The sequence below is a fragment of the Streptomyces sp. NPDC037401 genome (assembly GCF_055602345.1).
This window is the reverse complement of record NZ_JBVJWO010000022.1, coordinates 19,126-43,660: the sequence shown is the minus strand read 5'-3', so window position 1 is coordinate 43,660 and position 24,535 is coordinate 19,126. Positions and strand designations below refer to the sequence as shown.

21 protein-coding genes are annotated in these 24,535 nt (G+C 71.7%); 13 read left to right on the top strand and 8 right to left on the bottom strand.

Going from position 1 to position 24,535, the window contains the following annotated elements; all coding sequences use genetic code 11:
- The first annotated feature begins 460 nt into the window (after positions 1 to 460).
- Positions 461 to 1,102, top strand: a complete 642-nt coding sequence (locus ACZ7H1_RS23450) for an IclR family transcriptional regulator (protein ID WP_356404465.1) — start codon at positions 461 to 463, stop codon at positions 1,100 to 1,102.
- Positions 1,103 to 1,226: 124 nt separating this feature from the next.
- A complete protein-coding gene (locus ACZ7H1_RS23445; protein ID WP_470789305.1) occupies positions 1,227 to 2,024 on the top strand; it encodes a S16 family serine protease in 798 nt (265 codons plus the stop codon).
- Positions 2,025 to 2,030: 6 nt separating this feature from the next.
- Here ACZ7H1_RS23445 and ACZ7H1_RS23440 read toward each other — a convergent pair whose 3' ends face one another.
- From ACZ7H1_RS23440 to ACZ7H1_RS23430, 3 genes are all read right to left on the bottom strand, one after another.
- On the bottom strand, positions 2,031 to 3,347 hold the full coding sequence (locus ACZ7H1_RS23440) for an MFS transporter (protein WP_470789304.1): 1,317 nt from the start codon (positions 3,345 to 3,347) through the stop codon (positions 2,031 to 2,033).
- 14 nt (positions 3,348 to 3,361) lie between these two features.
- A complete protein-coding gene (locus ACZ7H1_RS23435) occupies positions 3,362 to 3,946 on the bottom strand; it encodes an ArsR/SmtB family transcription factor (protein ID WP_470789303.1) in 585 nt (194 codons plus the stop codon).
- 102 nt (positions 3,947 to 4,048) lie between these two features.
- A complete protein-coding gene (locus ACZ7H1_RS23430) occupies positions 4,049 to 4,525 on the bottom strand; it encodes an Lrp/AsnC family transcriptional regulator (protein ID WP_470789301.1) in 477 nt (158 codons plus the stop codon).
- 122 nt (positions 4,526 to 4,647) lie between these two features.
- Here ACZ7H1_RS23430 and hppD point away from each other — a divergent pair, with 122 nt between their 5' ends.
- Positions 4,648 to 5,796, top strand: a complete 1,149-nt coding sequence (gene hppD / locus ACZ7H1_RS23425) for a 4-hydroxyphenylpyruvate dioxygenase (RefSeq protein WP_470789299.1) — start codon at positions 4,648 to 4,650, stop codon at positions 5,794 to 5,796.
- A 111-nt stretch (positions 5,797 to 5,907) separates the two neighbouring features.
- On the opposite strand, the gene ACZ7H1_RS23420 is transcribed toward hppD, so the two are convergent.
- Positions 5,908 to 7,503, bottom strand: coding sequence for a tetratricopeptide repeat protein (locus tag ACZ7H1_RS23420; RefSeq protein WP_470789297.1), 1,596 nt, complete (start codon positions 7,501 to 7,503; stop codon positions 5,908 to 5,910).
- Positions 7,504 to 7,617: 114 nt separating this feature from the next.
- Here ACZ7H1_RS23420 and ACZ7H1_RS23415 point away from each other — a divergent pair, with 114 nt between their 5' ends.
- Positions 7,618 to 9,030 carry an FAD-binding oxidoreductase gene (locus ACZ7H1_RS23415; RefSeq protein ID WP_470789296.1) on the top strand — a complete coding sequence of 471 codons (1,413 nt, stop codon included), beginning with the start codon at positions 7,618 to 7,620 and terminating at the stop codon, positions 9,028 to 9,030.
- Positions 9,031 to 9,084: 54 nt separating this feature from the next.
- Positions 9,085 to 12,738, top strand: a complete 3,654-nt coding sequence (locus ACZ7H1_RS23410) for a protein kinase domain-containing protein (protein WP_470789294.1) — start codon at positions 9,085 to 9,087, stop codon at positions 12,736 to 12,738.
- A gap of 17 nt (positions 12,739 to 12,755) precedes the next feature.
- Here the strand turns inward: ACZ7H1_RS23410 and ACZ7H1_RS23405 are convergent, their stop codons facing one another.
- Entirely contained in the window at positions 12,756 to 13,235 is a 480-nt protein-coding gene (locus ACZ7H1_RS23405; RefSeq protein WP_470789292.1) for an SsgA family sporulation/cell division regulator, read from the bottom strand.
- A gap of 244 nt (positions 13,236 to 13,479) precedes the next feature.
- Here ACZ7H1_RS23405 and ACZ7H1_RS23400 point away from each other — a divergent pair, with 244 nt between their 5' ends.
- A complete protein-coding gene (locus ACZ7H1_RS23400; protein ID WP_470789290.1) occupies positions 13,480 to 14,739 on the top strand; it encodes an RDD family protein in 1,260 nt (419 codons plus the stop codon).
- Between the two features lie 78 nt (positions 14,740 to 14,817).
- Complete coding sequence (locus ACZ7H1_RS23395; protein ID WP_470789289.1) at positions 14,818 to 15,543, top strand: RDD family protein; 726 nt, start codon at positions 14,818 to 14,820, stop codon at positions 15,541 to 15,543.
- 40 nt (positions 15,544 to 15,583) lie between these two features.
- Here the strand turns inward: ACZ7H1_RS23395 and ACZ7H1_RS23390 are convergent, their stop codons facing one another.
- Positions 15,584 to 15,883, bottom strand: coding sequence for a hypothetical protein (locus ACZ7H1_RS23390; RefSeq protein WP_470789287.1), 300 nt, complete (start codon positions 15,881 to 15,883; stop codon positions 15,584 to 15,586).
- Positions 15,884 to 16,316: 433 nt separating this feature from the next.
- Here ACZ7H1_RS23390 and ACZ7H1_RS23385 point away from each other — a divergent pair, with 433 nt between their 5' ends.
- A complete protein-coding gene (locus ACZ7H1_RS23385; protein WP_470789382.1) occupies positions 16,317 to 18,674 on the top strand; it encodes an immune inhibitor A domain-containing protein in 2,358 nt (785 codons plus the stop codon).
- Between the two features lie 123 nt (positions 18,675 to 18,797).
- On the top strand, positions 18,798 to 19,112 hold the full coding sequence (locus ACZ7H1_RS23380) for a hypothetical protein (protein ID WP_470789285.1): 315 nt from the start codon (positions 18,798 to 18,800) through the stop codon (positions 19,110 to 19,112).
- Positions 19,113 to 19,196: 84 nt separating this feature from the next.
- Here ACZ7H1_RS23380 and ACZ7H1_RS23375 read toward each other — a convergent pair whose 3' ends face one another.
- Together ACZ7H1_RS23375 and ACZ7H1_RS23370 are read right to left on the bottom strand one after the other, a co-directional pair.
- Positions 19,197 to 19,793: an isochorismatase family protein gene (locus ACZ7H1_RS23375; protein ID WP_470789283.1), complete on the bottom strand. Its 597-nt coding sequence runs from the start codon at positions 19,791 to 19,793 to the stop codon at positions 19,197 to 19,199.
- A gap of 137 nt (positions 19,794 to 19,930) precedes the next feature.
- Complete coding sequence (locus ACZ7H1_RS23370) at positions 19,931 to 21,259, bottom strand: nicotinate phosphoribosyltransferase (RefSeq protein WP_470789281.1); 1,329 nt, start codon at positions 21,257 to 21,259, stop codon at positions 19,931 to 19,933.
- 81 nt (positions 21,260 to 21,340) lie between these two features.
- On the opposite strand from ACZ7H1_RS23370, the gene clpS reads away from it, so the two are divergent.
- From clpS to ACZ7H1_RS23350, 4 genes are all read left to right on the top strand, one after another.
- The gene (gene clpS, locus ACZ7H1_RS23365; RefSeq protein ID WP_470789280.1) at positions 21,341 to 21,655 is read left to right on the top strand and encodes an ATP-dependent Clp protease adapter ClpS; all 315 of its coding nucleotides are present in this window, start codon (positions 21,341 to 21,343) and stop codon (positions 21,653 to 21,655) included.
- Positions 21,655 to 22,248, top strand: coding sequence for a DUF2017 domain-containing protein (locus tag ACZ7H1_RS23360; protein ID WP_470789278.1), 594 nt, complete (start codon positions 21,655 to 21,657; stop codon positions 22,246 to 22,248). The genes clpS and ACZ7H1_RS23360 overlap by 1 nt, the downstream gene beginning before the upstream one ends.
- 330 nt (positions 22,249 to 22,578) lie before the next feature.
- Positions 22,579 to 24,021: an amino acid permease gene (locus tag ACZ7H1_RS23355; protein WP_470789276.1), complete on the top strand. Its 1,443-nt coding sequence runs from the start codon at positions 22,579 to 22,581 to the stop codon at positions 24,019 to 24,021.
- A gap of 78 nt (positions 24,022 to 24,099) precedes the next feature.
- Complete coding sequence (locus ACZ7H1_RS23350) at positions 24,100 to 24,522, top strand: M67 family metallopeptidase (RefSeq protein ID WP_470789275.1); 423 nt, start codon at positions 24,100 to 24,102, stop codon at positions 24,520 to 24,522.
- Positions 24,523 to 24,535 lie beyond the last annotated feature (13 nt).

Sequence of the window (24,535 nt, the reverse complement as noted above, 5' to 3'; positions counted from 1 at the left end):
CCCGCTGGTTTCGGGTCCGATTGCGGAGCAGTGGGGAAATAGGCCAAAAAGGGGGAGGGGGGGGGCAACCGGGGGGGGGGACCCCGAGGGGGGGGGGGGGGGCCCGGGGGGGAGAAACGCACGGCCCCCACTCGCTTTTCCCGCGGGGACGGGGTCTTTCGAACACGCCAACAGTAATGAAGCGGTAAAGGCGTGTTGGGCGGGAAAGGTCCCGGCTCTGCCCGACCTTGGTCCCGAAGCGGCGCAAATTGCTCGCTACCGCCCGGATTCTGGACGAGGGCTTCCGCTGAGCGAACCTGCTCGCTACATTCCCCGCATTGAAACGCCCCGTGGCAGCGCCGCCGCGGAGCGCAGCCGGGCATTTGGCCTTACCGGCGGCCTCTCCGTGCGTCGCCGATGGGACCGGCGTCGCTTCCCCCGTGAGAGCCCCCCGCCGCTCACCGAAAGAGGGAGAGGCGTCGTGACCGCGGAAACCTCCCAGACGCTCGACCGGGGACTGCGCGTCCTCAAACTTCTTGCCGATACCGACCACGGTCTGACGGTCACCGAGCTCTCGAACCGGCTCGGCGTCAACCGGACCGTCGTCTACCGCCTGCTCGCCACGCTGGAGCAGCACGCGCTCGTACGCCGGGACCTCGGCGGCCGCGCCCGTGTCGGGCTCGGCGTGCTGCGGCTGGGTCGCCAGGTCCACCCGCTGGTCCGCGAGGCCGCGCTGCCCGCGCTGCGCTCGCTGGCCGAAGACATAGGTGCCACCGCCCACCTCACCCTCGTCGACGGTACGGAGGCCCTCGCGGTCGCCGTCGTCGAGCCGACCTGGACCGACTACCACGTCGCCTACCGGGCCGGATTCCGCCACCCGCTGGACCGCGGCGCGGCCGGCCGGGCCATCCTGGCCGCCCGCCAGGGCGCGCTGACCGACCCCGGTTACACGCTCACCCACGGCGAACTGGAAGCCGGCGCCAGCGGCGCCGCCGCCCCCCTGGTCGGCATCACCGGCCTGGAGGGCAGCGTGGGAGTCGTCATGCTCGCGGACGCGGTGCCCGAGCGGGTCGGCCCGCGCGTGGTCGACGCGGCCCGCGAGGTCGCCGACGCCCTGCGCTGATCCACGCGCCCGCGCCCGGACCGCAGTGACCCTGCGCCGATCGGACAGGCCACCGTCGCCCTGCACCGATCGGCCAGGCTGCCGCCGATCCCGCCCGGCGCGCCCGGCCAGCTAGATTGGCCGGGTGCTCTCACGCCTCACACGTCTGTCCCGTCCCGCGACCCTCGCGCTCTGCGCCGCGCCCGTGCTCGCGCTGCTCGCCGTCGCGGCCCTCGCCCCGCTGCCGTTCGCGCTGGCCCGCCCCGGCATGACGGCCGACGTGCTCGGCGCCCAGAAGGGCAAGCCCGTCATCACCGTCACCGGCGCACCCGTGCGCCCGACGACCGGTCAGCTGCGCATGACCACGATCCTCGCGACCGGGCCGTCCACCACGGTCCAGCTGCCCGAGCTGGTCGACAACTGGTTCCGCACGGACCGGGCGGTGCTGCCCAAGGAGGCCGTCTACCCGTCGGGCGGAAACGACCGGGAGATCGAGAAGCACAATCTGGAGGAAATGGAGAAATCCCAGTCGGCCGCCGCCCAGGCCGCCCTCGGATATCTCCACAAGGACCCCAAGGCCGTGAAGGTGGACCTGGAGCTCGCCGACGTCGGCGGCCCCAGCGCCGGACTGCTCTTCTCCCTCGGCATCGTGGACAAGCTCGACGGCGACGGCAGCGGCGGCGACCTCACCGGCGGCCGCTCCATCGCAGGTACGGGCACCATCACCCCGGACGGCAAGGTCGGCGCCGTCGGGGGAGTGGCCCTGAAGACCCAGGCCGCCAAGCGCGACGGCGCCACGGTCTTCCTCGTACCGAAGGCGGAGTGCGCGGACGCGCAGTCCGACCTTCCCGCCGGCATGCGGCTGATCCCCGTCACGACCCTGACGGACGCGGTGTCCTCGCTGCGCGCGCTGAACCGCAACGCCGAGGTCCCCAGCTGCTGACAGCCCTTAGCCGTCGGCCGTGGCCCGTGCCTTCTCCTGCCGCTCGTCGGGCCCGGCAGTGGACCCGGCATCGGGCTCGGGCTTCGTGTTCATCGTGCGCCAGGACGGGAAGGTCACCGGCGCCAGTGTCGTGAGCAGGTAGACACCGCCGAACACCAGCAGTGCGGTGGTCACCCCCAGACCCTCGACCAGCAGGCCCGCCGCCAGGCCGCCCAGCGGCATGGTCAGCTCGCAGCCCGCCGTGCTCACGCCCGCGACCCGGCTGCGCAGCGCGTCCGGCACCCGCTCGTAGAACACCGTGGTCAGGATCGGGTTGAGCATGCCCACCGTGAAGCCCGCCAGGGCCATGGTCACCGCGAGCGGCAGGGTGGTGTCGGTGGCGGCCGCGACCACCCAGCGGGCGGGCCCGCTGATCAGGAAGGCGGCGGCGAAGACCGTGCGGCGCGGGAAGCGGTGCCCCACCGTCCCGTAGGCCAGCGCCCCCAGCAGGGCGAACCCGCCGAACAGCGCGACGAGCAGCCCGAGCTGCGTCGATCCGCCCAGCTCGTCCTTCGCGTGCACCGGCAGGAGTACGGAACTCCACGCCTGGTCCAGGCCGTTCGTCATCATCACCATCACGGTGATCCCCAGCAGCAGCCGGTTGCGCAGCAGGAACGCGTACCCCTCGGCCAGTTCGGTGCGGTACGACGCGAACGAGACCGCCCCCGCGCCCGGCTGCGGCTCGGCGGCCCGTACCCCGCGCACCCCGGCGGCGACCAGTGCCGCCGACACCGCGAAGGTCGCCGCGTCGAGCAGCAGCACCGCCTCCGCGCCGAGCACCGCGATCAGTACGCCGGCCAGCGCGGCCCCGATCATCCGCGCGCCCCGCGAGACCGCGTCGTACAGGCTCGCCGCCCGGGTCAGGGAGGTCCCCGCGTGTGCGGCCAGGTCCGGCAGCAGCACCTGGCGGGCCGTGAGGCCGGGCGTGTGGACCAGCCCGCCCACCGCCATCAGCACGCACAGCATCCAGAACTCGAGCACCCCCGCGAAGTGCAGCAGCGGGATCGCGCCCACCGACAGCCCGCAGACCAGGTCCGAGCCGACCGAGATCCGGCGCCGCCCGACCCGGTCGATGACCGGGCCGCCGACCAGCGCGGCCACCACGATCGGCAGCGTGGCGCAGAACGCCACCACCCCGGCCCGCGCGGCGCTGCCCGTGGTCTCCAGCACGAACCACGGAACCCCGATCATGGTCAGCGAAGTGCCCGCGATCGAAACGGTGTTGGCCGTCAGCACGGCGAGCAGCGGACGCCGTCCCTCCGTCTTTCCCCCCTGGCGGAACACGGTGTGTGCCTCCTTCAGTCGTTGGTGCGCGGAAAGGCGTGGATCTGGAATCGGACCGTCTCGGCACCCTCTGCGGGCTCGCGGTCCTGGTAGCTCTCGATCAAGTCGTGGATCTTCAGGATGAGTTCGTGGCTCTGCGCGGCGTCCAGCCGCAGCGAGAAGTCGCTCATGTCGGAGCCGCGCCGCCACTCCAGCGGCCACGTGTGGGCATTGCCGAGCCAGGTGCTCAGCTGCTGCGCGTGCACGGTGGCGATCTCGTGCAGGAACAGGTCGGCGGCGCCGCGCACCGCCGGGTCCGGGTCCATCGCCAGGGCCTCGTCGAAGCGGGTGGCGGCGTGGGTGGCCCGCCACCAGCGCTCGCGCCCCTTGCCGTACTCGGGGGCGTCCTCGACGAACCCGTACGCGGCGAGCTGGCGCAGGTGGTAGCTGGTCGCGCCGCTGGACTCGCCGAGCTGCTCGGCCAGTTGCGAGGCGGTGGCCGGACCGTCGTGGCGCAGTGCGCCGAGGAGGCGGATGCGCAGCGGGTGGGCGAGCCCGCGCAGGGTGCGGGCGTCGAGGGTGCGGACCGTGCGGTCCGGTGCGGGCTCGGGCTGGGTCATGAGGGCAGCGTAGGGTTGCAAAGGATCCTATGCAACGGATTCTTTGCAACTAGTCCTTTGCAAGTCGGCGGCGCCCGGGCGGGGCCACCTGCCGGTGGCCGCTCAGTCGAGGTGGTCCTCCGCGGCCTGCTCCACCAGCGGGATGATCCGCAGCGGCACGGGGTTCTCCATCACGATGGCCGTCGACGCCCGCACGATCCCCTCGAATCCCACCACCCGGTCGATCACCCGCTGCAGGTCGGCGTTGGAGCGGGCCACCAGCCGGCACAGCATGTCCCCGTGCCCGGTGGTCGTGTGCAGCTCCAGCACCTCGGGCACCGTGGCCAGATGGGCCCGTACGTCGGCCCCCTGGCCCTGCTTGATCTCCAGCGTCGCGAACGCCGTGACCGGGTAGCCCAGGGCCGTCGGGTCCACCTGCGGGCCGAATCCGCGGATGACGCCGCTGGCCTGGAGGCGGTCCAGCCGGGCCTGCACCGTGCCGCGGGCGACCCCGAGCCGGCGCGAGGCCTCGAGGACCCCGATCCGGGGTTCCCGCGCCAGCAGAACGATGAGCCTGCCATCCAGTTCGTCGATGCCCATGGGGCCTCCTCGGGTGGTCATCCTGTACAGAACCTCGAGGGATCCTGGCACCAGGCTGTGCAGATTGACCAGTGAATGAGGAAACTATTGCGCACCTTGTGGATGGGCGCGAGTCTGCGCATATGACTGAGACGCTGCACCACACCACTCCCGACACCGCGCGTGAGGCCGACCCCTTCCCGGTGAAGGGCATGGACGCGGTGGTCTTCGCCGTAGGTAATGCGAAGCAGGCCGCGCACTACTACTCCACCGCCTTCGGCATGAAGCTCGTCGCCTACTCCGGACCGGAGACCGGCAGCCGCGAGACCGCCAGCTACGTCCTCACCAACGGCGCGGCGCGCTTCGTCCTGACGTCGGTCATCAAGGCGACGACCGACCACGGCCGCTTCATCACCGAGCACGTCGCCGAGCACGGCGACGGCGTCATCGACCTCGCCATCGAGGTCCCGGACGCGCGCGCCGCCTACGCCTACGCCGTCGAGCAGGGCGCGCGCGGCCTGGAGGAGCCCTACGAGGTCACCGACGAGCACGGCACCGTCGTGCTCGCCGCCATCGCGACCTACGGCCAGACCCGCCACACCCTGGTCGACCGGTCCGGCTACAACGGCCCGTACCTGCCCGGCTACGTCTCCGCCGAACCGATCGTGGCGCCCCCGGCCAAGCGGACCTTCCAGGCCATCGACCACTGCGTCGGCAACGTCGAGCTCGGCCGCATGAACGAGTGGGTCGGCTTCTACAACAAGGTCATGGGCTTCACGAACATGAAGGAGTTCGTGGGCGACGACATCGCGACCGAGTACTCCGCGCTGATGTCGAAGGTCGTCGCGGACGGCACCAAGAAGGTCAAGTTCCCGATCAACGAGCCGGCGATCGCGAAGAAGAAGTCGCAGATCGACGAGTACCTCGAGTTCTACGGCGGCCCCGGCGTCCAGCACATCGCCCTCGCCTCGAACGACATCGTCGCGACCGTGCGCTCCATGCGCGCGGCCGGCGTCCAGTTCCTCAGCGTCCCGGACAGCTACTACGACACCCTCGGCGAGTGGGTCGGCGACACCCGCGTGCCGATCGACGAGCTGCGCGAGCTGAAGATCCTGGCCGACCGCGACGAGGACGGCTACCTGCTCCAGATCTTCACCAAGCCGGTGCAGGACCGCCCGACCGTCTTCTTCGAGATCATCGAGCGCCACGGCTCCATGGGCTTCGGCAAGGGCAACTTCAAGGCCCTCTTCGAGGCGATCGAGCGCGAGCAGGAGAAGCGCGGCAACCTGTAAGCCGCTTGCGGCAGCCCGCGGACGGGCGGGTCCGGGCCTCCACCCGGACCCGCCCGTCCGCGTGCCGTACTCCACGCCCGCGCGCCACGCGCCCGCGCCGGGGCCGGCGCGTCAGCCGGACCCGGTCGGCGCCGGGGCGGGCTCCGGCCGCTTGAGGGGGGCGGCCGGCGCCGGCTTCGACGCCGGGTCCCGGTCCGGCGCCGGCGCATCCGGCACCCGTACCCGCTTCGGCGGCGCCACCGGCTTCGGTTTCGGCTTCGGCATCACCGGCGCCACCCACGGAGTGGCCGGCTGCATGTGCTCCGGACCGCCGGGCGGCGGGTCCGCCAGCGCCTCCAGCGCCTGCCTCGCCCGCGGCGCCCGCAGCGGCGAGAACTTCGGGTTCGTCCGCAGCGCCTCCTCGAAGTGCCGGCGCGCCGCCGCCGTCTCCCCGAGATCCCGCTCGACCACCGCCCGGTGGTACGCGAACTCCGCGTTCCGCATCCCCAGCTCCGTCGCCTTCTTGGCGTACCAGAGCGCCTCGTCCGGCTCCCCGGACCGGAACAGCGCCCACCCCAGCGCATCCGCCACCTGCACGCTCTTGCTCCGCGTCCACTCCGCCCGCAGCCGCCGCACCGCCGCCGCCGGATCCGCGTGGTCCGCCTCGTACAGCGCCAGCGTCACCTCGTCCCGCACCCCGTACGACGCCGCCCGCGCCAGCTGCGCCCGCAGCAGCCCGTACGCCTCCTGCGCCTCCGGCTCCCGGTCCAGCGACTCCAGCAGCTCACCCAGCTCCAGCGCGAACTGCGGCAGCGCCACCCGCTGCAGCGCCGCCCGGTAGTCCCGTACCGCCTCGCGCGTCCGGTTCAACGCCGCCAGCGCCCGCGCCCGGCCGCCCAGCGCCAGCCCCTGCGAAGGGTCCGTCCGCAGCGCGGCCTCGTACGAACGCAGCGCATCCGCCCACTCCCCGCGCTCCCACGACAGCTCCCCGATCCGGTACAGGCAGTACGACTTCTCCGCCGGCGTCCGCGCCGCGCCCGCCGCGTGCGCCATCGCCGCCGCCGCGTCCTCCCGCCACCCCCGGTCCCGGTACACCTGCGCGGACCGCAGATACCCCGGCAGCCCCCCGCGCAGCGACATCAGCTTCTCCACCGCCGCCTCGCCCGGCTTGTACATGCCGAGACCCGTGTACGCGTCGATCAGCACCGGGTACGCAGTCCACCGCTGCGGCGACTGCGCCCGCACCAGCTCGCCCCACTTCCGGCCCAGGGCGAAATCCCGCCGCGCATTGGCCAGCGCCCCCATGCCGACCATCGCGTCGAAGTTCCCCTTCTCCGCCGGCCGCACCTCCAGCGAGCGCTTCAGCGCCTGCTCCGCCTTCGGCAAGTGCGCCGCGTCCGCCGTACGCCGCGCCTGCTCCAGATACGCCGCGCCCAGCACCGACCACGCCCCGTCGTCCGCCGGATGCGCCTTAACCCACCCGGTCCGGTCCGCGATCAGCGCGTCCAGGTCCACCGCGGCCGCCGGAGCCCCCATCCCCACCGAGGCCATCGCGCGCTGCTCGGGCGCGGGCGGGCGCGGATCGTCCCCCTGCGAGGGCGCCGGCCTGATGAACAGCGCACCGGCGATCAGGACCACGGCCACCGCGGTGGCCATCGCCGTACGCCGCGCGGTGAACGTGACGGGCGGCTGCTGCGCCTCGAAGTCCGCCCGATCCGGACGATCCATCCGATCCATACGATCCATGCGCTCACTGTGCGTCAATATGAAGAGTGATCCGCGGTGTCCACAGCCGTGGGCGGCCGGGTTCACACCAACGGCCCCGGCTGCGAGGCTGGCCCCATGGCCCCCACGGATGCCCCCACGGACGCCCACCGCACGCCCCCGGCGCACGAGCTGCTCGCCCGCCTGCGCGAGGGGCTGCCCGCCGAAGCGATCCACACCGACCCCGAGATCACGGCCTCCTACGCCACCGACATGGCGAGCTTCTGCGCCGCCGGCACCCCGGCCGCCGTGGTCCTGCCCCGCACCGTCGAACAGGTCCGGCACGTCATGCGCACCGCGACGGCCCTGCGCGTCCCGGTGGTCCCGCAGGGCGCCCGTACCGGCCTGTCCGGCGCCGCCAACGCCTCCGACGGCTGCATCGTGCTCTCCCTCGTCCGGATGGACCGGATCCTGGAGATCAGCCCGGTCGACCGGATCGCCGTCGTCGAGCCCGGCGTCGTCAACGCCGTCCTCTCCCGCGCCGTCGCCGAACACGGCCTGCACTACCCGCCCGACCCCTCCAGCTGGGAGCAGTGCACCATCGGCGGCAACATCGGCACCGCCTCCGGCGGCCTGTGCTGCGTCAAGTACGGCGTCACCGCCGAATACGTCCTCGGCCTCGACATCGTCCTCGCCGACGGCCGCCTCCTGCGCACCGGCCGCCGCACCGCCAAGGGCGTCGCCGGCTACGACCTCACCCGCCTCTTCGTCGGCTCCGAGGGCAGCCTCGGCATCGTCGTCCAGGCCGTCCTCGCCCTCAAGCCCGCCCCGCCCCGGCAGCTCGCCCTCGCCGCGGAGTTCCCCTCCGCGGCCGCCGCCTGCGCCGCCGTCTGCGCCGTCATGGAGGCCGGCCACACCCCCTCGCTGCTGGAGCTGATGGACCGCACGACCGTACGGGCCGTCAACCGCCTCGGGAAGATGGGACTGCCCGAGACCACCGAGGCCCTGCTGCTCGCCGCCTTCGACACCCCCGGCGCGGCCGCGGACCTCGCCGCCGTCGGCGCCCTGTGCACCGCCGCCGGAGCCACCCGCGTCGTCCCCGCCGAGGACGCCGCCGAATCCGAACTCCTCCTCCAGGCCCGCCGGATGTCCCTGACCGCCCTCGAGACCCTCCGCCCCGCCACGATGATCGACGACGTGTGCGTACCTCGCTCCAGGCTCGCCGACATGCTCGACGGCACCAGCGCCATCGCCGGACGTCACGGACTGACCATCGGCGTCTGCGCCCACGCCGGCGACGGCAACACCCACCCCGTCGTCTGCTTCGACCCCGACGACGAGGACGAGACCCGGCGCGCCCGCGAGTCCTTCGACGAGATCATGGCGCTCGGCCTCGGTCTCGGCGGCACCATCACCGGCGAACACGGCGTCGGCGTCCTCAAGAAGGAATGGCTAGCCCGCGAACTGGGCCCCGTCGGCATCGAAATGCAGCGCGCCGTCAAGCACGCCTTCGACCCCCTGGGCCTCCTCAACCCCGGCAAGCTCTTCTGACACCCCGTCCTGGAGACTATGAAGGAAGGACAACTGCCTTACGGGGGACATGCAATGGGCACAGCGCTACATCCGGACGATCCGGAACGGCTCGGCGGGTACTGGCTGGCGGCACGCCTCGGTGCGGGAAGCCAGGGCGTGGTCTACGAGGCCTACGACGGCACCGGCGCCCGGGTCGCCGTCAAGGCCCTGCACCGCGACGCACAGCAGTTCGTGCGCGACCGGTTCGCCAAGGAGGTCGACGCCGCCCGCGCCGTCGCCCCCTTCTGCACGGCCCGCATCCTCGACGCCGCCACCGGAGCCGAAGCCCCGTACATCGTCAGCGAGTACATCCCCGGCCCCACCCTCGCCGCCGCCGTCCGCGAACAGGGCGTCTTCGACGCCGAGGCCGTCACCCGGCTCGCCGCCGGCGTCGCCACCGCACTCGCCGCCATCCACCAGGCCGGGGTCGTCCACCGCGACCTCAAGCCCGGCAACGTCCTCCTCGGCCCCGACGGCCCGCGCGTCATCGACTTCGGCATCGCCCGCGCCTCCGACATGTCCGTGACCGCCACCGGCGCCATCATGGGCACCTTCGGATACATGGCCCCCGAGGTCCTGGCCGGGCAGCGCGCCACCGCCGCCTCCGACATCTTCGGCTGGGGCGCCCTCGTCCTCTACACCGGCTCCGGCGACGAACCCTTCCGCGGCGACAACATCGCCCAGGTCGCCCACCGCACCGCATCCGTCGACCCCGACCTGTCCGGGCTCCCCGCCCCGCTGCGCCCGCTGGTCGCCGCCGCCCTCGCCAAGGACCCGGCCCTCCGCCCCACCGCCACCGAACTCCTCCTCGGACTCGTCGGCGACACCCCCGCCTCCGCCGACCCCCGGCGCACCCTGCTGGAGGCCGGCGCCCGGCGCGCCGCCGACCCCCGCCCCGAAGCCGACCTGCCGGCCCTCGGCGAGCGAGCCGAGGCGGCCTACGCCGCCCTGCCGTTCGGCGCCCAGCAGGCCGCCCACGAACTGATGCTGCGGCTGGTCGTCCCCGGCGAGGACCCCGACGGCAGCCAGGACACCGTACGGACCGCCGCGTACCAGGAGGTCTACGAGGGCCGCAGCGACGCCGAGCGGGCCGACGGCCACGCCGCCATCACCGCCCTGGCCGGCGCCGGCGCCCTCGTCGTCGCCGAAGACCACTCGATCCGTCCGGTCAGCGCCGCCCTGATCCGCGCCTGGACCCGGCTGCGCGCCTGGACCGAGGCCGACCGGGCGGGCCTGGGCCTGCGCCACCGCCTCGGGCACGCCGCCCGCGAATGGGAACGCCACGGCCGCCGCCCCGAGGACCTCCAGCAGGGCACCGCCCTGCGCGCCGCCCTCGACTGGTCGGCGACCGCCACCCCGCACCTGCGGCCGAACCCGCTGGAGCTGGCCTTCCTCGCGGCGGGCCGCGCCTCCGCCACCCGCACCACCCGCCGCCGCCGCCAGCTCCTGGGCGGCCTCGCGGTCACGCTGGTCGCATCCTTGGTGGCCGGCGGCCTGGCCTGGCAGCAGTCCCGCGCGGCGGCCCGCGAACAGGCCCGCGCGGCCGCCCGCACCACGGCCCAGGCCGCCGCCAGCCTGCGCGCGGCGGACCCCCGCGCGGCGATGCTGCTCGCGGTGGCGTCGTGGCGGATCGCCGAAACGGAAGACTCACGGGCGGCGCTGCTGGGGGCGGTGACGCAGCCGGAGTCCGGCATGCTGCAGTTGCCGGCGGAGGCGGCGGCGGACGAGCCGCGGTCGTCCCGCGTCCTGTCGGCCGACGGCCGGGTCCTGGCCGCCGGAGTCGGCGCGGACGCACAGTTCTGGGACGTTCCCAAGGGGCGGATGATCTCGTCCACCAAGGGTCGGCAGGGGCTGGACCGCTGGGACTTCCAGGCATTGAGCGCGGACGGCCGGCTCGTGCTCGGCGTCGACCAGTTCGACTACCAGGTCTTCGAGGTCGCCACCTTGAAGCCCGTGGGCCGGCCGGGCACTGCCACGGACAACCGCCGCCCCGTCGAGGTGACCGTCAACGGGCTGGTGCTCACGCAGCCGTTCGGCAGTGAGTCCTACGAGGTGATCCGCGCGTCGGACGGCGAGACGGTCGTCGAAGGGGGAGGCGCGTCCATGGCCCTCTCGCCGGACGGCCGCTTCCTGGCCACCTGCCAGCCGAGCGGGTCCGTCCTGCTGTGGCGGATCGGCCCCGAGGGCACGAACTCCGTGCCCCTGTCCTCGCCCCCGGGAACCGTGCAGCCCCAGTGCTACGGATCGGTTCTCGACCGACTGGTCTTCAGCCCCGACGGCAGGATGCTGGTCGCAGGCGCCTACGAGGAGAGCAGTCCGCAGACGAGCCGCCTCTTCTCCTGGACGACCGGAGACGGGAAGTACCTCGGCAACTCCGCCATCGCGCTGGAGGAGGTGGCCTTCAGTAGCTCTGGCCGGTACCTCGTCGGGTTCGACTCCGCGACGGGCCTCATCGAGATCCGCACGCCGGGTTCCTCGGTGGCTCCTGCCTTCACATATCAGGCGCGCCACGCATCTGACCGGCCGCACCGGGCGTTCCTGACGCTGGCCCTGGACGACAAGACCCGGCAGTTGGTCTTCCACCGGACCGACACCACCACGGTCGAGACGGTCGACGTGCCGTTGCAGGCGGGCGACGGGGGTACGGACGGCGTCGCTGCGGTCTCCCCGGACGGACGTTTCGGGCTCACCGTCTCGCCGGAGAACGGGGAGCGGGCGCTCGTCGACCTGCGGACCGGCAAACCGCTCGGCAGGCCCTTCGGGGCCGGCTCGCCGCCCGGGCACCACGGCGGCTTCAGCGTGACCCGCGACGGCAAGGCGATGGCCGAACTGGCGGACGAGTTCATGGTCGTGTGGAACCTGGAAACCGGAAAGCAGATCGCCCGGACGAAGGTGGACACGCGGGGTACCGAGGACGCCCACGGCGTGAGTTCGGCGGTCCTGTCGCCCGACGGCCGCTGGTTCGCGTACTTCCGGGGCAGCGATCCCATGCCGGGAAACGGTGCGAGCATCGAGCGCCCCGGTGCCGTCCAGGTCTGGGACGTCGCCGCCGGCAAGCGGAAGCACACCGTGGAAACGGCGGCGAGCGCGCTCGCCTTCAGCCCCGACAGTCGTCTGCTCGTCAGCGCGGAAGGCGATGTGCTCGACCTGGCCGGCGGAAAGGTGCGGCGGAGCGCATTCGGGCCCGTTCCGGCCAGTGACCTCGCCTTCTCCCCGGACGGACAGAGCCTCGCCGTCGCCAAGGGCAACGGCTGGATCGAGCTGTGGGACGGTACGGCGTCCCGCCGGAGCGGCGCGGTGCCCAGTGGGGCGACCCGGGGCGGCCAGCGCTTCGGGCAGTCGATCGTCAGCCCTGTCTTCTCCGCCGACAGCAGGTTCCTGGCCGCGACGTTCCGTGCGCGCATGACGGGTACGGGGATCACGGAGAGCGGCGGCGGCGTGCAACTGTGGGACCTGAGGTCCCGGCTCGCCCTCGGCTCGCCCCTCGACACCGGCGACGTCCAGGGACTCGCCTTCGACGGGGACGTCCTGCGGATCCTCTCCGCCGAGAACCCCCTCCGGGCCGTCCCCACCGACGCGGACACCCTCATCGAGGCCGCCTGCGAGCGCGCCGGTCGCGACATCACCCCCAAGGAGTGGGAGACGTACGTCCCCGCCGGGACCGAGTACCGCGAGGTCTGCCCCTGACCCGACCCCCGTTCGGGTCACAGGTCGCCCTCCGACGACTCGTCGGAGGGCCACGGGTCGCGGAGCCAGAGGTCGTCCGCCGGGGTCGGGGTCAGCAGCTCCGCCAGGGCCGCGTCCAGGCCCAGTCGGTCGGTCTCCGAGCCCGGCGGGACCGCGCGGAGCGTGCGCTCCAGCCAGGTCGAGACCGCGGTGGACGGCGCCTCCAGCAGGGCGTCGCCGTCGGGGGAGCTCAGGGCCATGCACAGCACGCTGCGCGAGTCGATCTTCGTCGGCCAGATGCGGACGTCACCGTGGCCGCAGGGACGGAACACCCCCTCCACCAGCAGTTCACGCGCGAACGTCCAGTTCACCGGGGTGCTCGACCCCACGTGGAAGATGACGTGCACGGCGTACGGGTCGTCGGCGCGGTAGACCAGCCGGGCGGGGACGGGGATGCTGCGCTCGGGCGACAGGACCAGCTTGAGCTCGAGTTCGCGTTCGACGACGGTGTGGTGCATGGCGGTTCCTTCCGGCTGCATACGTGCTTGCACCCGGAGAGAGTGCCGCCGCCGCCGGGTATGACGCGGGTTTTCCGGGAAAAATCCTGCTCGGCCGGAATCCGTCTGCTGACCGGAATTCAACCTCTGCCCAGGGGTCGCCCGAAGGCGGTCTTTCTCTCGTTCCCGGCCCTGTGGGGGCCCTGTTCTTGGCTAAGGTCTGCTTGCACGAACGGGCACCAGCTGACGAACGGAGTTGGGGACATTGGCGGCCTCTCCAGGTGACGGCGAATACGCGGCCCGAGAGGGGTACTACCCCGATCCCTCCATTCCCGGCTTCGTCCGGTACTGGAACGGCTCGGCCTGGGTGCCGGGTACGAGCCGCCCCGCGCCCCCCGGGTACGAGCGGCCCGCCCCGCCCGCTGCGGTCCTCGCGCCCCCGCCCGTGCGCGTCGAGGAGACCGGGCCGGTCTTCCTCGACGAACTCCCGCAGGAGCAGGAAGAGGAACCCGCACGGCCTTCCGCGGCCGCCGCTCCCGCCGAGCCCGCGGCGGTCTGGCAGGCGGACGTCTCCCGGCAGAGCGGCTTCGGCGGTGATCGCGATCGCAAGGTGTCCTGGGGCGAGGCCCCGGCCGGCAGCCAGGCCGACCCTGCCCCCGTTCCTGTCCCCGCGCCCGCGCCTGCCCCTGCTCCCGCGCCCGCGCCTGCCCCTGCTCCCGCCGCGTCTCAGGGGATCCTGTCGGTGAAGTCCCCCGCGCACGCAGAGCCCGTCGCGCCCGTCGCCGCGCCCGCGCCGGAGCCGCGGCCCGAACCCACCCCCACCCCCACCCCCGTCTCCGTACCCGCCCAGGCGACCGCCCCCGCCGAGCCGAAGCCCCAGCCGGCGGAGAAGACCAGGCCCCAGAAGTCGCAGCCCCGGAGCCCCGAGCCCGAGGCGAGCCCCGCTCCCACTCCCACTCCCACTCCCGATCCCGATCCCGCCCCCGCGCCCACTGCCTGGAAGGCTCCCGCCGACGAGCTGTTCCGGCGGCTCGCCGAGGACGCTCCGCGTCCCGCCGGGCTTGGGCGCCGCCTCGTCGCACGCCTCATCGACGGCATCGTCACCGCCGCGGTCGCCACCGCCGTGACCGTTCCCTTCGTCGCGAAGGCAATCGAGCACATCGAGCTGAAGATCGACGAGGCCCGGCTCGCCGGCGAGACCGTCACCGTCTGGCTGATCGACGGCACCACCGGCGGCTACCTCGCCGTCGTCCTCGGGGCGCTGTTCGTCTTCGGGTTCCTCTACGAAGTCCTGCCCACCGCCCGCTGGGGCCGCACCCTCGGCAAGAAGCTCCTCGGCGTCCGTGTCGTGCGCATGCAGTCCGCCGAGCCGCCCGGCTTCGGTGCGGCACTGCGCCGCTGGCTGGTGTACAGGGCGCTCGGCGCCGTCGGGATCGGGCTGTTCAACGTGCTGTGGTGCCTGGTGGACCGGCCCTGGCGGCAGTGCTGGCACGACAAGGCCGCCGGGACGTTCGTCGCCCGCTGAGCGGGTTTCGGCACGGACCGTCCCCCGAACGGCGGCCGTCCCGTTGCGGCGTGCACGGGGCCGGGGTCGACTACGGCCATGAGTACCGATCAGCCGCCGGGCCAGCCGCCCGAGGAGGACCCGTTCCTCAAGAAGCCGCAGGAACCGACGCCTCCGCCGCCACCGCCCCCCGGGTCGGGATCCCCGTACGGGGGCGCGGGCGGTGCTGCCGGCGGAGGCGCGGGAGGAGGCGCGGGAGGGGGCGGCTACCCGCCCCCGCCGCCCCCGTACGGCGGTGACCCCTACGGCGGGGGAGCGGGATACGGCGCCCCCGACCCGCTCGCCGGCATGCCGCCGCTGGCCGACTTCGGCAAGCGCCTGCTGGCCCGCATCGTCGACGTCCTGATCATCGGCATCCCGCTCGGCCTGCTCCAGTGGCTCACCAGCCGCAACCGCTGGACCATCGAGACGGACAAGGGCGAGGACGCGACCGAGGTCTTCACGAACGCCTACAGCGGCGGCGGCCTGCTGTGGACGCTCATCGGCATCGTGGCCTACGTCGGCTACGACTGGTACATGACGAAGAAGGACGGCCAGACCGTCGGCAAGCGCCTGATGAACCTGCGCGTGGCGATGCTCAACGACGGCAGCGTCCCGACGAGCAATGCCGCGCTGTCCCGCGCCGCCGTGCTGTGGCTGCCGACCCTGCTCTGCTGCGCCTGCCTGTGGCCGCTGGTACTGATCATCACGATCTTCAGCGACAAGCCGTACAAGCAGGGCCTGCACGACAAGGTCGGAAAGACGGTGGTCGTCGCGACCACCTAGCAAGACCTCAAGACCTCAAGACCTCAAGAGCGCAAGACCGTCAGTGGTGCGCGTGCTGCTCGGCCTGCCGGGGTTCGGGCACCCGGCCGGCGGGCGCGGTCCCCGCGGCGGTGGTGTCTTCGGAGAGGGCGGGTGCCGGGTTCGTACGAGCCCGGCGCGCCGTCCTCTTCGGCATGGCGGCTGCCGTGAGGGCGACGAGGAGTCCGAGGGCGAGTGCGGCCGCTGCGATGACGGCCACCCCGATGCCGGAACGGGTCTGCGAGAGCAGCAGCATGGCGAGGGTGGACACGATGACGGTTGCTGAGCCGTAGGCGAGCTGTGCGGCAGTCGGACGCGGCATGGCGGTATCCGTCCTCGAAGACATCGGTCGGGGAGTCGCTCAACTCGGTCGCACGTTCAAGAGACTCTACGTCGGGGGATTCCCGGGGGGAACCGCCAGTAAGCGTGACCTAACCCACGGTGCCGGAGCATGGGGGGCGCACGGGGTCACACCGCGCGCCGTCGTAGGGTCGGGACGCGCCCTTCGTCCCGTACGACCACGAGACGTCCGAAATGCGGAACGGGCTGTCCGCATAGTGCACTTGACCTGACCAAGTCAAGGTCTGTCTTTTCTCGCGCGAGTCCGGTCGAATGTCGTCACTTGAGACGCGCGCTGCCCCGGAACCCCTGACTAACGGTCCGTCCTGGCGGCCGCGGGAGGGGAACAACATCAAGTGAGCAGCAACACCTCGTCGAGAAGACGAGCCATCCGCTTCGCCGCCGTCACCGTGACGATGGCCGCGTGCGCGGCGACCGCCTCCGCCTACAGCCTCGCCACTGCCGGCGAGGCCGAGGGCGCGAAGACCGCGATCGACCGCACCGACCCGGCGCCCGCCAAGGGCAAGGGTCACGTCGACCACGACCTCGAAGGCCCGTTCAGCAAGCAGCAGGCGCAGGCCCGCGAGGCCGCCCTCGAGCAGGTCCTCGAAGGCAAGACCGCCATCCAGCAGCGCGGCGCCTCCAAGGTCGTCAAGCTCGACGACAAGAAGTACGTCGAGCTCGGCCGCGAGAAGACCGACAAGATCTTCACGATCCTCGTCGAGTTCGGCAACAAGGTCGACAACTCGACCATGTTCGACCCGGACGGCTCCGAGGGCCCCAAGCCCCCGGTGGTCAAGTACGGCGGCACGCCCGGCCCGCAGAAGAACCAGATCCCCCAGCCGGACCGCAAGAAGGACAACAGCACCTTCTGGCGCAAGGACTTCAACCAGAAGTACTTCCAGGACCTGTACTTCGGTACGGGCAAGGGCAAGCACTCGCTGAAGACCTACTACGAGAAGACCTCCTCGGGCCGTTACTCGGTCGACGGCGAGGTCTCCGACTGGGTCAAGGTCCCGTACAACGAGGCCCGTTACGGCTCCAACTACTGCGGCGACTCCAACTGCGCCAACGTGTGGGACACCGTCGCGGACGGCGTGACCGCCTGGGTCAAGGCCCAGCAGAAGGCCGGCAAGACCAACGCGCAGATCAAGGCGCAGCTGGCCAAGTACGACCTCTGGGACCGTTACGACTTCGACGGCGACGGCAACTTCAACGAGCCCGACGGCTACATCGACCACTTCCAGATCGTCCACGCGGGCGAGGACGAGTCGGCCGGCGGCGGCAAGGAAGGCGCCAACGCCCTCTGGGCCCACCGCTGGTACGCCTACGGCACCAACGCCGGCAAGACCGGCCCGGCCAACAACAAGGCCGGCGGTACCCAGATCGGCAAGACCGGCATCTGGGTCGGCGACTACACCATGCAGCCCGAGAACGGCGGCCTCGGTGTCTTCGCCCACGAGTACGGCCACGACCTGGGCCTGCCCGACCTGTACGACACCACCGGTGGCGGCGAGAACTCGGTCGGCTTCTGGTCCCTGATGTCGGCCGGCTCCTGGCTCGGCACCGGCAAGGACTCCATAGGCGACCTCCCCGGCGACATGACCGCCTGGGACAAGCTGCAGCTCGGCTGGCTGAACTTCGACAAGGCGAAGGCCGCGACGAAGTCCACCCACAAGCTCGGTGTGTCGGAGTACAACACCAAGCACAAGCAGGCGCTCGTCGTCGAGCTGCCGAAGAAGAAGGTCACCACCACCGTCGTCAAGCCCGCCGAGGGTGCGAAGCAGTGGTGGAGCAACATGGGTGACGACCTCAAGAACACCCTCACCCGCTCCGTCGACCTGACCGGCAAGTCCACCGCGGCCCTTTCCCTCAAGGGCTGGTGGGACATCGAGGCCAACTACGACTACCTCTACACCGAGGTGTCGACCGACGGCGGTGCCTCCTGGAAGGCCCTCGCGGGCACGGCCGACGGCAAGGCGCTCCCGGTCGACGCGGCCAACAACCCGTCGCTGACCGGTGCCTCCGAGGCCTGGAAGCAGCTGAACTTCCCGCTGGACGCCTACGCCGGCAAGAAGATCGACCTCCGCTTCCGCTACCAGACGGACGGCGGCGCGGGCGGCAAGGGCTTCACGGCCGACGCCATCACCCTCACCGCCAACGGTGCCACCCTCTTCACCGACGGTGCCGAGGCCGGCGCCAACGGCTGGACGGGCAAGGGCTTCTCCGCCATCGGCGAGAGCTTCACCAAGAAGTACGCCCAGTACTACCTGGCCGAGAACCGCCAGTACGTGTCGTACGACAAGACCCTCAAGGTCGGCCCGTACAACTTCGGCTTCTCGGGCACCCGCCCCGACTGGGTCGAGCACTACCCGTACCAGAACGGTCTGCTGGTCTGGCTCTGGGACACCTCCCAGAAGGACAACAACACGTCCGTCCACCCGGGCCAGGGTCTGATCCTCCCGGTCGACGCCAACGCCAAGCCGATGAAGTGGACCGACGGCACGCTGCTCCGCAACAAGATCCAGCCGTACGACGCCACCTTCAGCTTCTTCCCGACCGACGCCTTCACGCTGCACAAGGCGGACAAGGCGCTGAAGATCGGCCAGAAGGTCGGCGTGCCGGCCTTCGACGACCACAAGGGCAAGTACTACTACGCCGAGAACCCGACCGGCAGTGTCAAGGTCGCTGACACCAACACCCGGATCTCGATCGTGAACGAGGCCGTCGACGGCGCGACCATGGTCGTCCGCGTCGGTCCCTCGACGAAGTAACCGGTAAAACTGCAGGTCAAAACATGATCGGCCGTCGCCCCCTAGCGGGCGGCGGCCGATCGCGTTTAGATGCGTCATGCGAGCTTCTTATTGACACTCCATCTCACGGGGGAGATGAACCGCATGCCCGGCGGAGGTTTCGTCAAGCTGCCCAACGGCAGCGTCGTGGTCGCACTGACCCTGCCCAGGCCCTCCGGCGACGGCGGCCACGTCCGCGTGCTGGTGCACGCAGTGAACCGCGCCCGCGCCCTGACCAGGCTGCGGAACCTCGGTATGCGCGCCGTGTACCTGCGGGGGAACCTCCAGCCGCCCACCCCCGACGAGGTCACGGCGGTGCTGCACCACCCGGACGGGCTGCTCTGGCGCTGCGCCCCCGGCGCGGCCGACGGCCCGGCCGAGCTCTGGCACCCCATACGAGCCCTCCTGCGGGGCGTCTGACCCCGCCCGGCGGCCGTCCCGGCCGTCACCGCCGTCACCGCCGTCCCAGGCCGTCCCCGGTCCCTCCCAGAGGCCCCGCTGCCGCTACGCCACCACAGGGCGCCCGCTCAGGCCCACCCCGGCCGCCCGGAGCTCCTCCAGGGCCCGCTCGGTGGTGTGCGCGGCCACCCCGGCCGTGAGGTCCAGCAGCACGTGCGTGGCGAAACCCTCGCGGGCCGCGTCCAGCGCGGTCGCCCGGACGCAGTGGTCGGTGGCGATGCCGACGACGTCGACCTCGGTGACACCGCGGTCCCGCAGCCAGGCGGCGAGCCCGGTGCCGTTCTCGTCGGCGCCCTCGAAGCCGCTGTACGCGGCCTCGTGGGCCCCCTTGTCGAAGACGGCCGCAATGGCGCCCGAGGCGACCGCGGGGGCGAAGTTCGGGTGGAACCCGACGCCCTCCGTGCCGGCGACGCAGTGCACCGGCCAGGACGTCTCGAAGTCCGGCTCGGCCGCCGGGTGCGCGAAGTGGGCACCCGGGTCGACGTGGTGGTCGCGGGTGGCGACGACGTGCCGGTAGCCGGGCGTGGCCGCACCGATCAGCTCGGTGATGGCGGCGGCGACGTCCGCGCCGCCGGCGACCGCCAGGCTGCCCCCTTCGCAGAAGTCGTTCTGTACGTCCACGACGATCAGTGCGCGGTGCATGGCGCGGTCCTTAGTGAGAGGTTGCGGTGGCTTTCCCTGCGGGGGCTCTTCCCCCGCCCCGGCCGGGGCAACCCCGGCCCGGGCTCCGCGCGGCGTCCGGGCGCCCCGCGGGCCGGCCGGCGTACGCGGTGCGGCGGTCAGACGTACTCGGTCGGGATGACGGCCTCGCCGCGCGAGAGCTGCGTGGCCGACAGCGGCAGCGCCCCGCGGGCCGCCCGGTGCCGGTCGCGCGCCGCCTCCAGCGGCTCCCGGGCCACGACCTCGCCGCCCTTGACCAGCTCCACCAGCAGCTGGTGCGGGGCGAGCGCGGGCGGCACCTGCCCGGTGCCCACGACCTCCGCCTCCGCGACCCCGTCGGCGTCCGGCCGCCGTGCCGCCCACTTGCGGCCGCCGTGGGAGGCCTTCCCGCCCAGCGACTTCTTCGCCACCGGCGCCAGCGCGGCCTTCGGGTCCGCCGAGGTGGCGCGCGCGACCAGCTTGTAGACCATCGAGCAGGTCGGGTGACCGCTGCCGGTGACCAGCTGGGTGCCGACGCCGTACGCGTCCACGGGCGCGGCCGCCAGCGAGGCGATCGCGTACTCGTCCAGGTCCGACGTCACGATGATCCTCGTGTCGCGGGCTCCCAGCTCGTCCAGCTGCTGCCGGACCCGGTGGGCCACCAGGAGCAGGTCCCCGGAGTCGATGCGGACCGCGCCCAGGTCCGTACCCGCCACCTCGACGGCCGTGCGGACGGCCTCTGCGACGTCGTACGTGTCGACCAGCAGCGTGGTCCCGCCGCCCAGCGAGGCGACCTGCGCGGTGAAGGCGTCGCGCTCGGTGTCGTGCAGCAGCGTGAAGGCGTGGGCGCTCGTGCCGACCGTGGGGATCCCGTACCGGAAACCGGCCGCCAGGTCCGAGGTCGAGGTGAAGCCGCCGACGTACGCGGCCCGGGAGGCGGCGACGGCGGCCAGCTCGTGGGTCCGCCGGGCGCCCATCTCGATCAGCGGCCGGCCGCCGGCGGCCGAGGCCATCCGGGACGCCGCCGCGGCGATCGCCGAGTCGTGGTTGAGGATCGAGAGGATCACGGTCTCCAGCAGCACGCACTCCGCGAAGCTGCCCTCGACCCGCAGGACGGGCGAGCCGGGGAAGTAGACCTCGCCCTCCGGGTAGCCCCAGATGTCACCCGAGAAGCGGTATCCGGCCAGCCACTCCAGGGTGGGGGCGTCGACGATCCTGCGCTCCCGCAGGAACTCGAGGACCGCGCCGTCGAAGCGGAAGTTCTCCACCGCGTCCAGCACCCGGCCGATGCCCGCCACCACGCCGTAGCGGCGGCCCTCGGGCAGCCGCCGGGTGAACACCTCGAAGACCGAGCGGCGGTCGGCCGTGCCGTTGGCCAGCGCGGCCTGAAGCATCGTGAGCTCGTAATGGTCCGTGAAGAGCGCTGTCGACGGCACGTCCACCGGCAGGCCCAGGTCCGCAGGGTTCATGGCAGCGACTGTACTGCACATTTCGTCAAAGTGACGAGATGTGCGAGGCCGTTTGTGCGACCGGCCCGCCACAGTGGCAGCATGGGGCAGGTGAGTGTTGCTCCCATTGAGATCGAACGCACCGAATCCGCCGAGGAGACCTATGCCGTCCCCGAACCGGACGTCCCCTGGGTGACCCTGGTGCACAACGACCCCGTCAACCTCATGAGCTACGTGACGTACGTGTTCCAGGCGTACTTCGGTTACTCCAAGGACAAGGCGCACAAGCTGATGATGGACGTCCACCACAAGGGGCGGGCGGTCGTCTCCAGCGGCACCCGCGAGGAGATGGAGCGCGACGTGCAGGCCATGCACGGCTACGGTCTGTGGGCGACCCTCTCCCAGGACCGCTTCTGATGGGCGGCACGTTCGAACGCCTGAAGGACGGCGGCGCGGCGATCGCGCTCGACGAGATCGAGATCTCGATCCTGCGCTCGCTGTCGGTCCAGCTGATGGAGTTGATCGGGCCGGGTGACGAGCCGGCGGCGGACGCCGACCCGCTCGCCGCGCTGTTCGCCGAGGGGCCGTCCGAGCCCCCGTCCGACCCCGCCCTGGCACGGCTGTTCCCCGACGCGTACGGCGGGCCCGGCGCGGAGCAGAGCGGCGACCCGGAGGAGGTCCGCGCCCGCTCGTCGGAGTTCCGCCGCTTCACCGAGAACGACCTGCGCACCCGCAAGCGCGAGGACGCGCTGGCCGTCGTGCGCAGCCTGGACTCGGTGACGCCCGGCGGCGACGGCGGGGCCGTGCTGGAGCTCACCGGCGAGGAGTCGCTGCGCTGGCTCGGCGCCCTCAACGACCTGCGGCTGACCATCGCGGCGCGGCTGGAGATCACCGAGGACGACGAGGCGGAGGCGCTGTTCCGGCTGCCGGACGAGGATCCGCGCAAGCCGATGGTGATGGCGTACCTGTGGCTGGGCGGACTCCAGGAGTCGCTCATCGAGTCCCTGTGACGCCGTAGGAGCCCCTGCAGAGGTCACCCGTTCGCTCAGCGGACGCTCAAATCCGGATAACGATCAGATCACCGCTGTGGTGTGACTTATCCGCCTTCGGGACCTGTGTCCTGATTTCCGTGTGGTGTGTGCCACTTTTCACCCCGTCGACCGCCCGTAAGCCCGTGATAAATCTTCCGGACCGGTCGACGGGACACCACCCCTGTCTCCTCGACGGTGCTTGAACCGGCCGATCGCCGGCGTGCAACTCCATCCGTATCCGGGGGGATCGAGGACCCGATCCGCAGCCATTTCGAGGCGCGGGTCGGCGTGGAGAAAGGCGCACCAAACATGACCTCTGTGCAGGTCGAGAACGTCGAGAATCCTGCCAAGGGCACGGCGGCCGACGAGGCCGCGGGGGAGGGATACCACCGGGCGCTCGGAGCCCGCCAGATCCAGATGATCGCGATCGGCGGCGCCATCGGCACCGGGCTCTTCCTGGGAGCGGGCAAGGCCATCAGCAAGGCCGGCCCGAGTCTCATCCTGGCCTACGCCATCGCAGGCCTGGTCATCTTCTTCATCATGCGGGCGCTGGGCGAACTGCTCATGTACCGCCCGGTGTCGGGCTCCTTCTCGGAGTACGCCCGCGAGTTCGTCGGCCCGTTCTGGGGCTTCGTGACCGGCTGGACGTACTGGCTGTTCTGGGTGGTCACCGGCATCACCGAAGTCACGGCGGCGGCCCAGTACATGTCGTACTGGACCCACGACAGCTTCCCGCAATGGGCCTACGCGCTGATCTTCACGGTCATCCTCTACGGCGCGAACCTGATCTCCGTGAAGCTCTTCGGCGAGCTCGAGTTCTGGTTCTCCATGGTCAAGGTCACCGCCATCGTCGGCATGATCCTGATCTGCGCCGGCATCCTCACCATCGGCTTCTCCGACGCCGCGGCCACCGCGTCCGTCTCCAACCTGTGGAACGACGGCGGCTTCTTCCCCAAGGGCATCGGCGGCACGCTGATGACCCTGCAGATCGTCATGTTCGCCTTCCTCGCCGTCGAGCTGGTCGGCGTCACCGCCGGCGAGTCCAAGGACCCCGAGAAGACCCTCCCCAAGGCCATCAACACCGTGCCGTGGCGGATCGCCGTCTTCTACGTCGGCGCGCTGATCATGATCCTGTCGGTCGTCCCGTGGTCGGAGTTCCAGCCGGGCGTCAGCCCCTTCGTCGCCGCCTTCGAGAAGATGGGCCTCGGCGTCGGCGCCGCCATCGTCAACTTCGTCGTGCTGACCGCCGCCCTGTCCTCCTGCAACTCGGGCATGTACTCCACCGGCCGCATGCTGCGCGACCTCGCGCTCAACGGCCAGGGGCCCAAGTTCTTCACCAAGCTGACCAAGAACGGCACCCCGCTCCTGGGCACCACGTTCTCCGCCGCCCTCATGCTCGTCGGCGTCTGGATCAACTACGTGGCCCCCGGCAAGGCCTTCGACTACGTCGTCTCCTTCGCCACCATCTCCGGCATGTGGGCCTGGATCATGATCCTGGTCTGCCAGATCCGCTACCGCGCCGCCTCCGACCGCGGCGACCTGCCCAAGTCGCCCTTCCGCGCCCCCGGCGCCCCGTGGACGAGCTGGTTCGCGCTGCTGTTCATCGGCATGGTCATCGTCATGATGGGCGCCGACAAGGACGCGCGGGTCTCGCTGTACTGCGCCCCGCTGTGGGGCCTGCTCCTCGGTGTCGCGTACCTCGTGCTCAAGAGCCGCAACCCGCAGGGCGCGGCCTTCGTGAAGCGGCGCTAGCCCGCACCCTGTCCAGCATCCGGGCCCTCCCGTACCACTCTTCGGTACGGGAGGGCCCGTCTGCATATCCTGTCGCCCATGCTGACCCTCACCCAGGCCCTGTACGACCAGATCGTCGCGCACGCCCGCGAGGACCACCCCGACGAGGCGTGCGGGGTCGTCGCCGGACCGGCGGGCACCGGCCGCGCCGAGCGGTTCATCCCGATGCTCAACGCCGCCCGCTCGCCCACGTTCTACGAGTTCGACTCGAAGGACCTCCTCAAGCTCTACCGCGAGATGGACGACCGGGACGAGGAGCCCGTGATCGTCTACCACTCGCACACGGCGACCGAGGCGTACCCCTCCCGCACCGACGTGACGTACGCGAACGAGCCCGGCGCCCACTACGTGCTCGTCTCCACCGCCGACAAGGACGGGCTCGGGGAGTTCCAGTTCCGCTCGTACCGGATCGTCGACGGTGTGATCACCGAGGAAGAAGTGCAGGTCGTAGCCGCCTACTGACCAGCATGCGAGC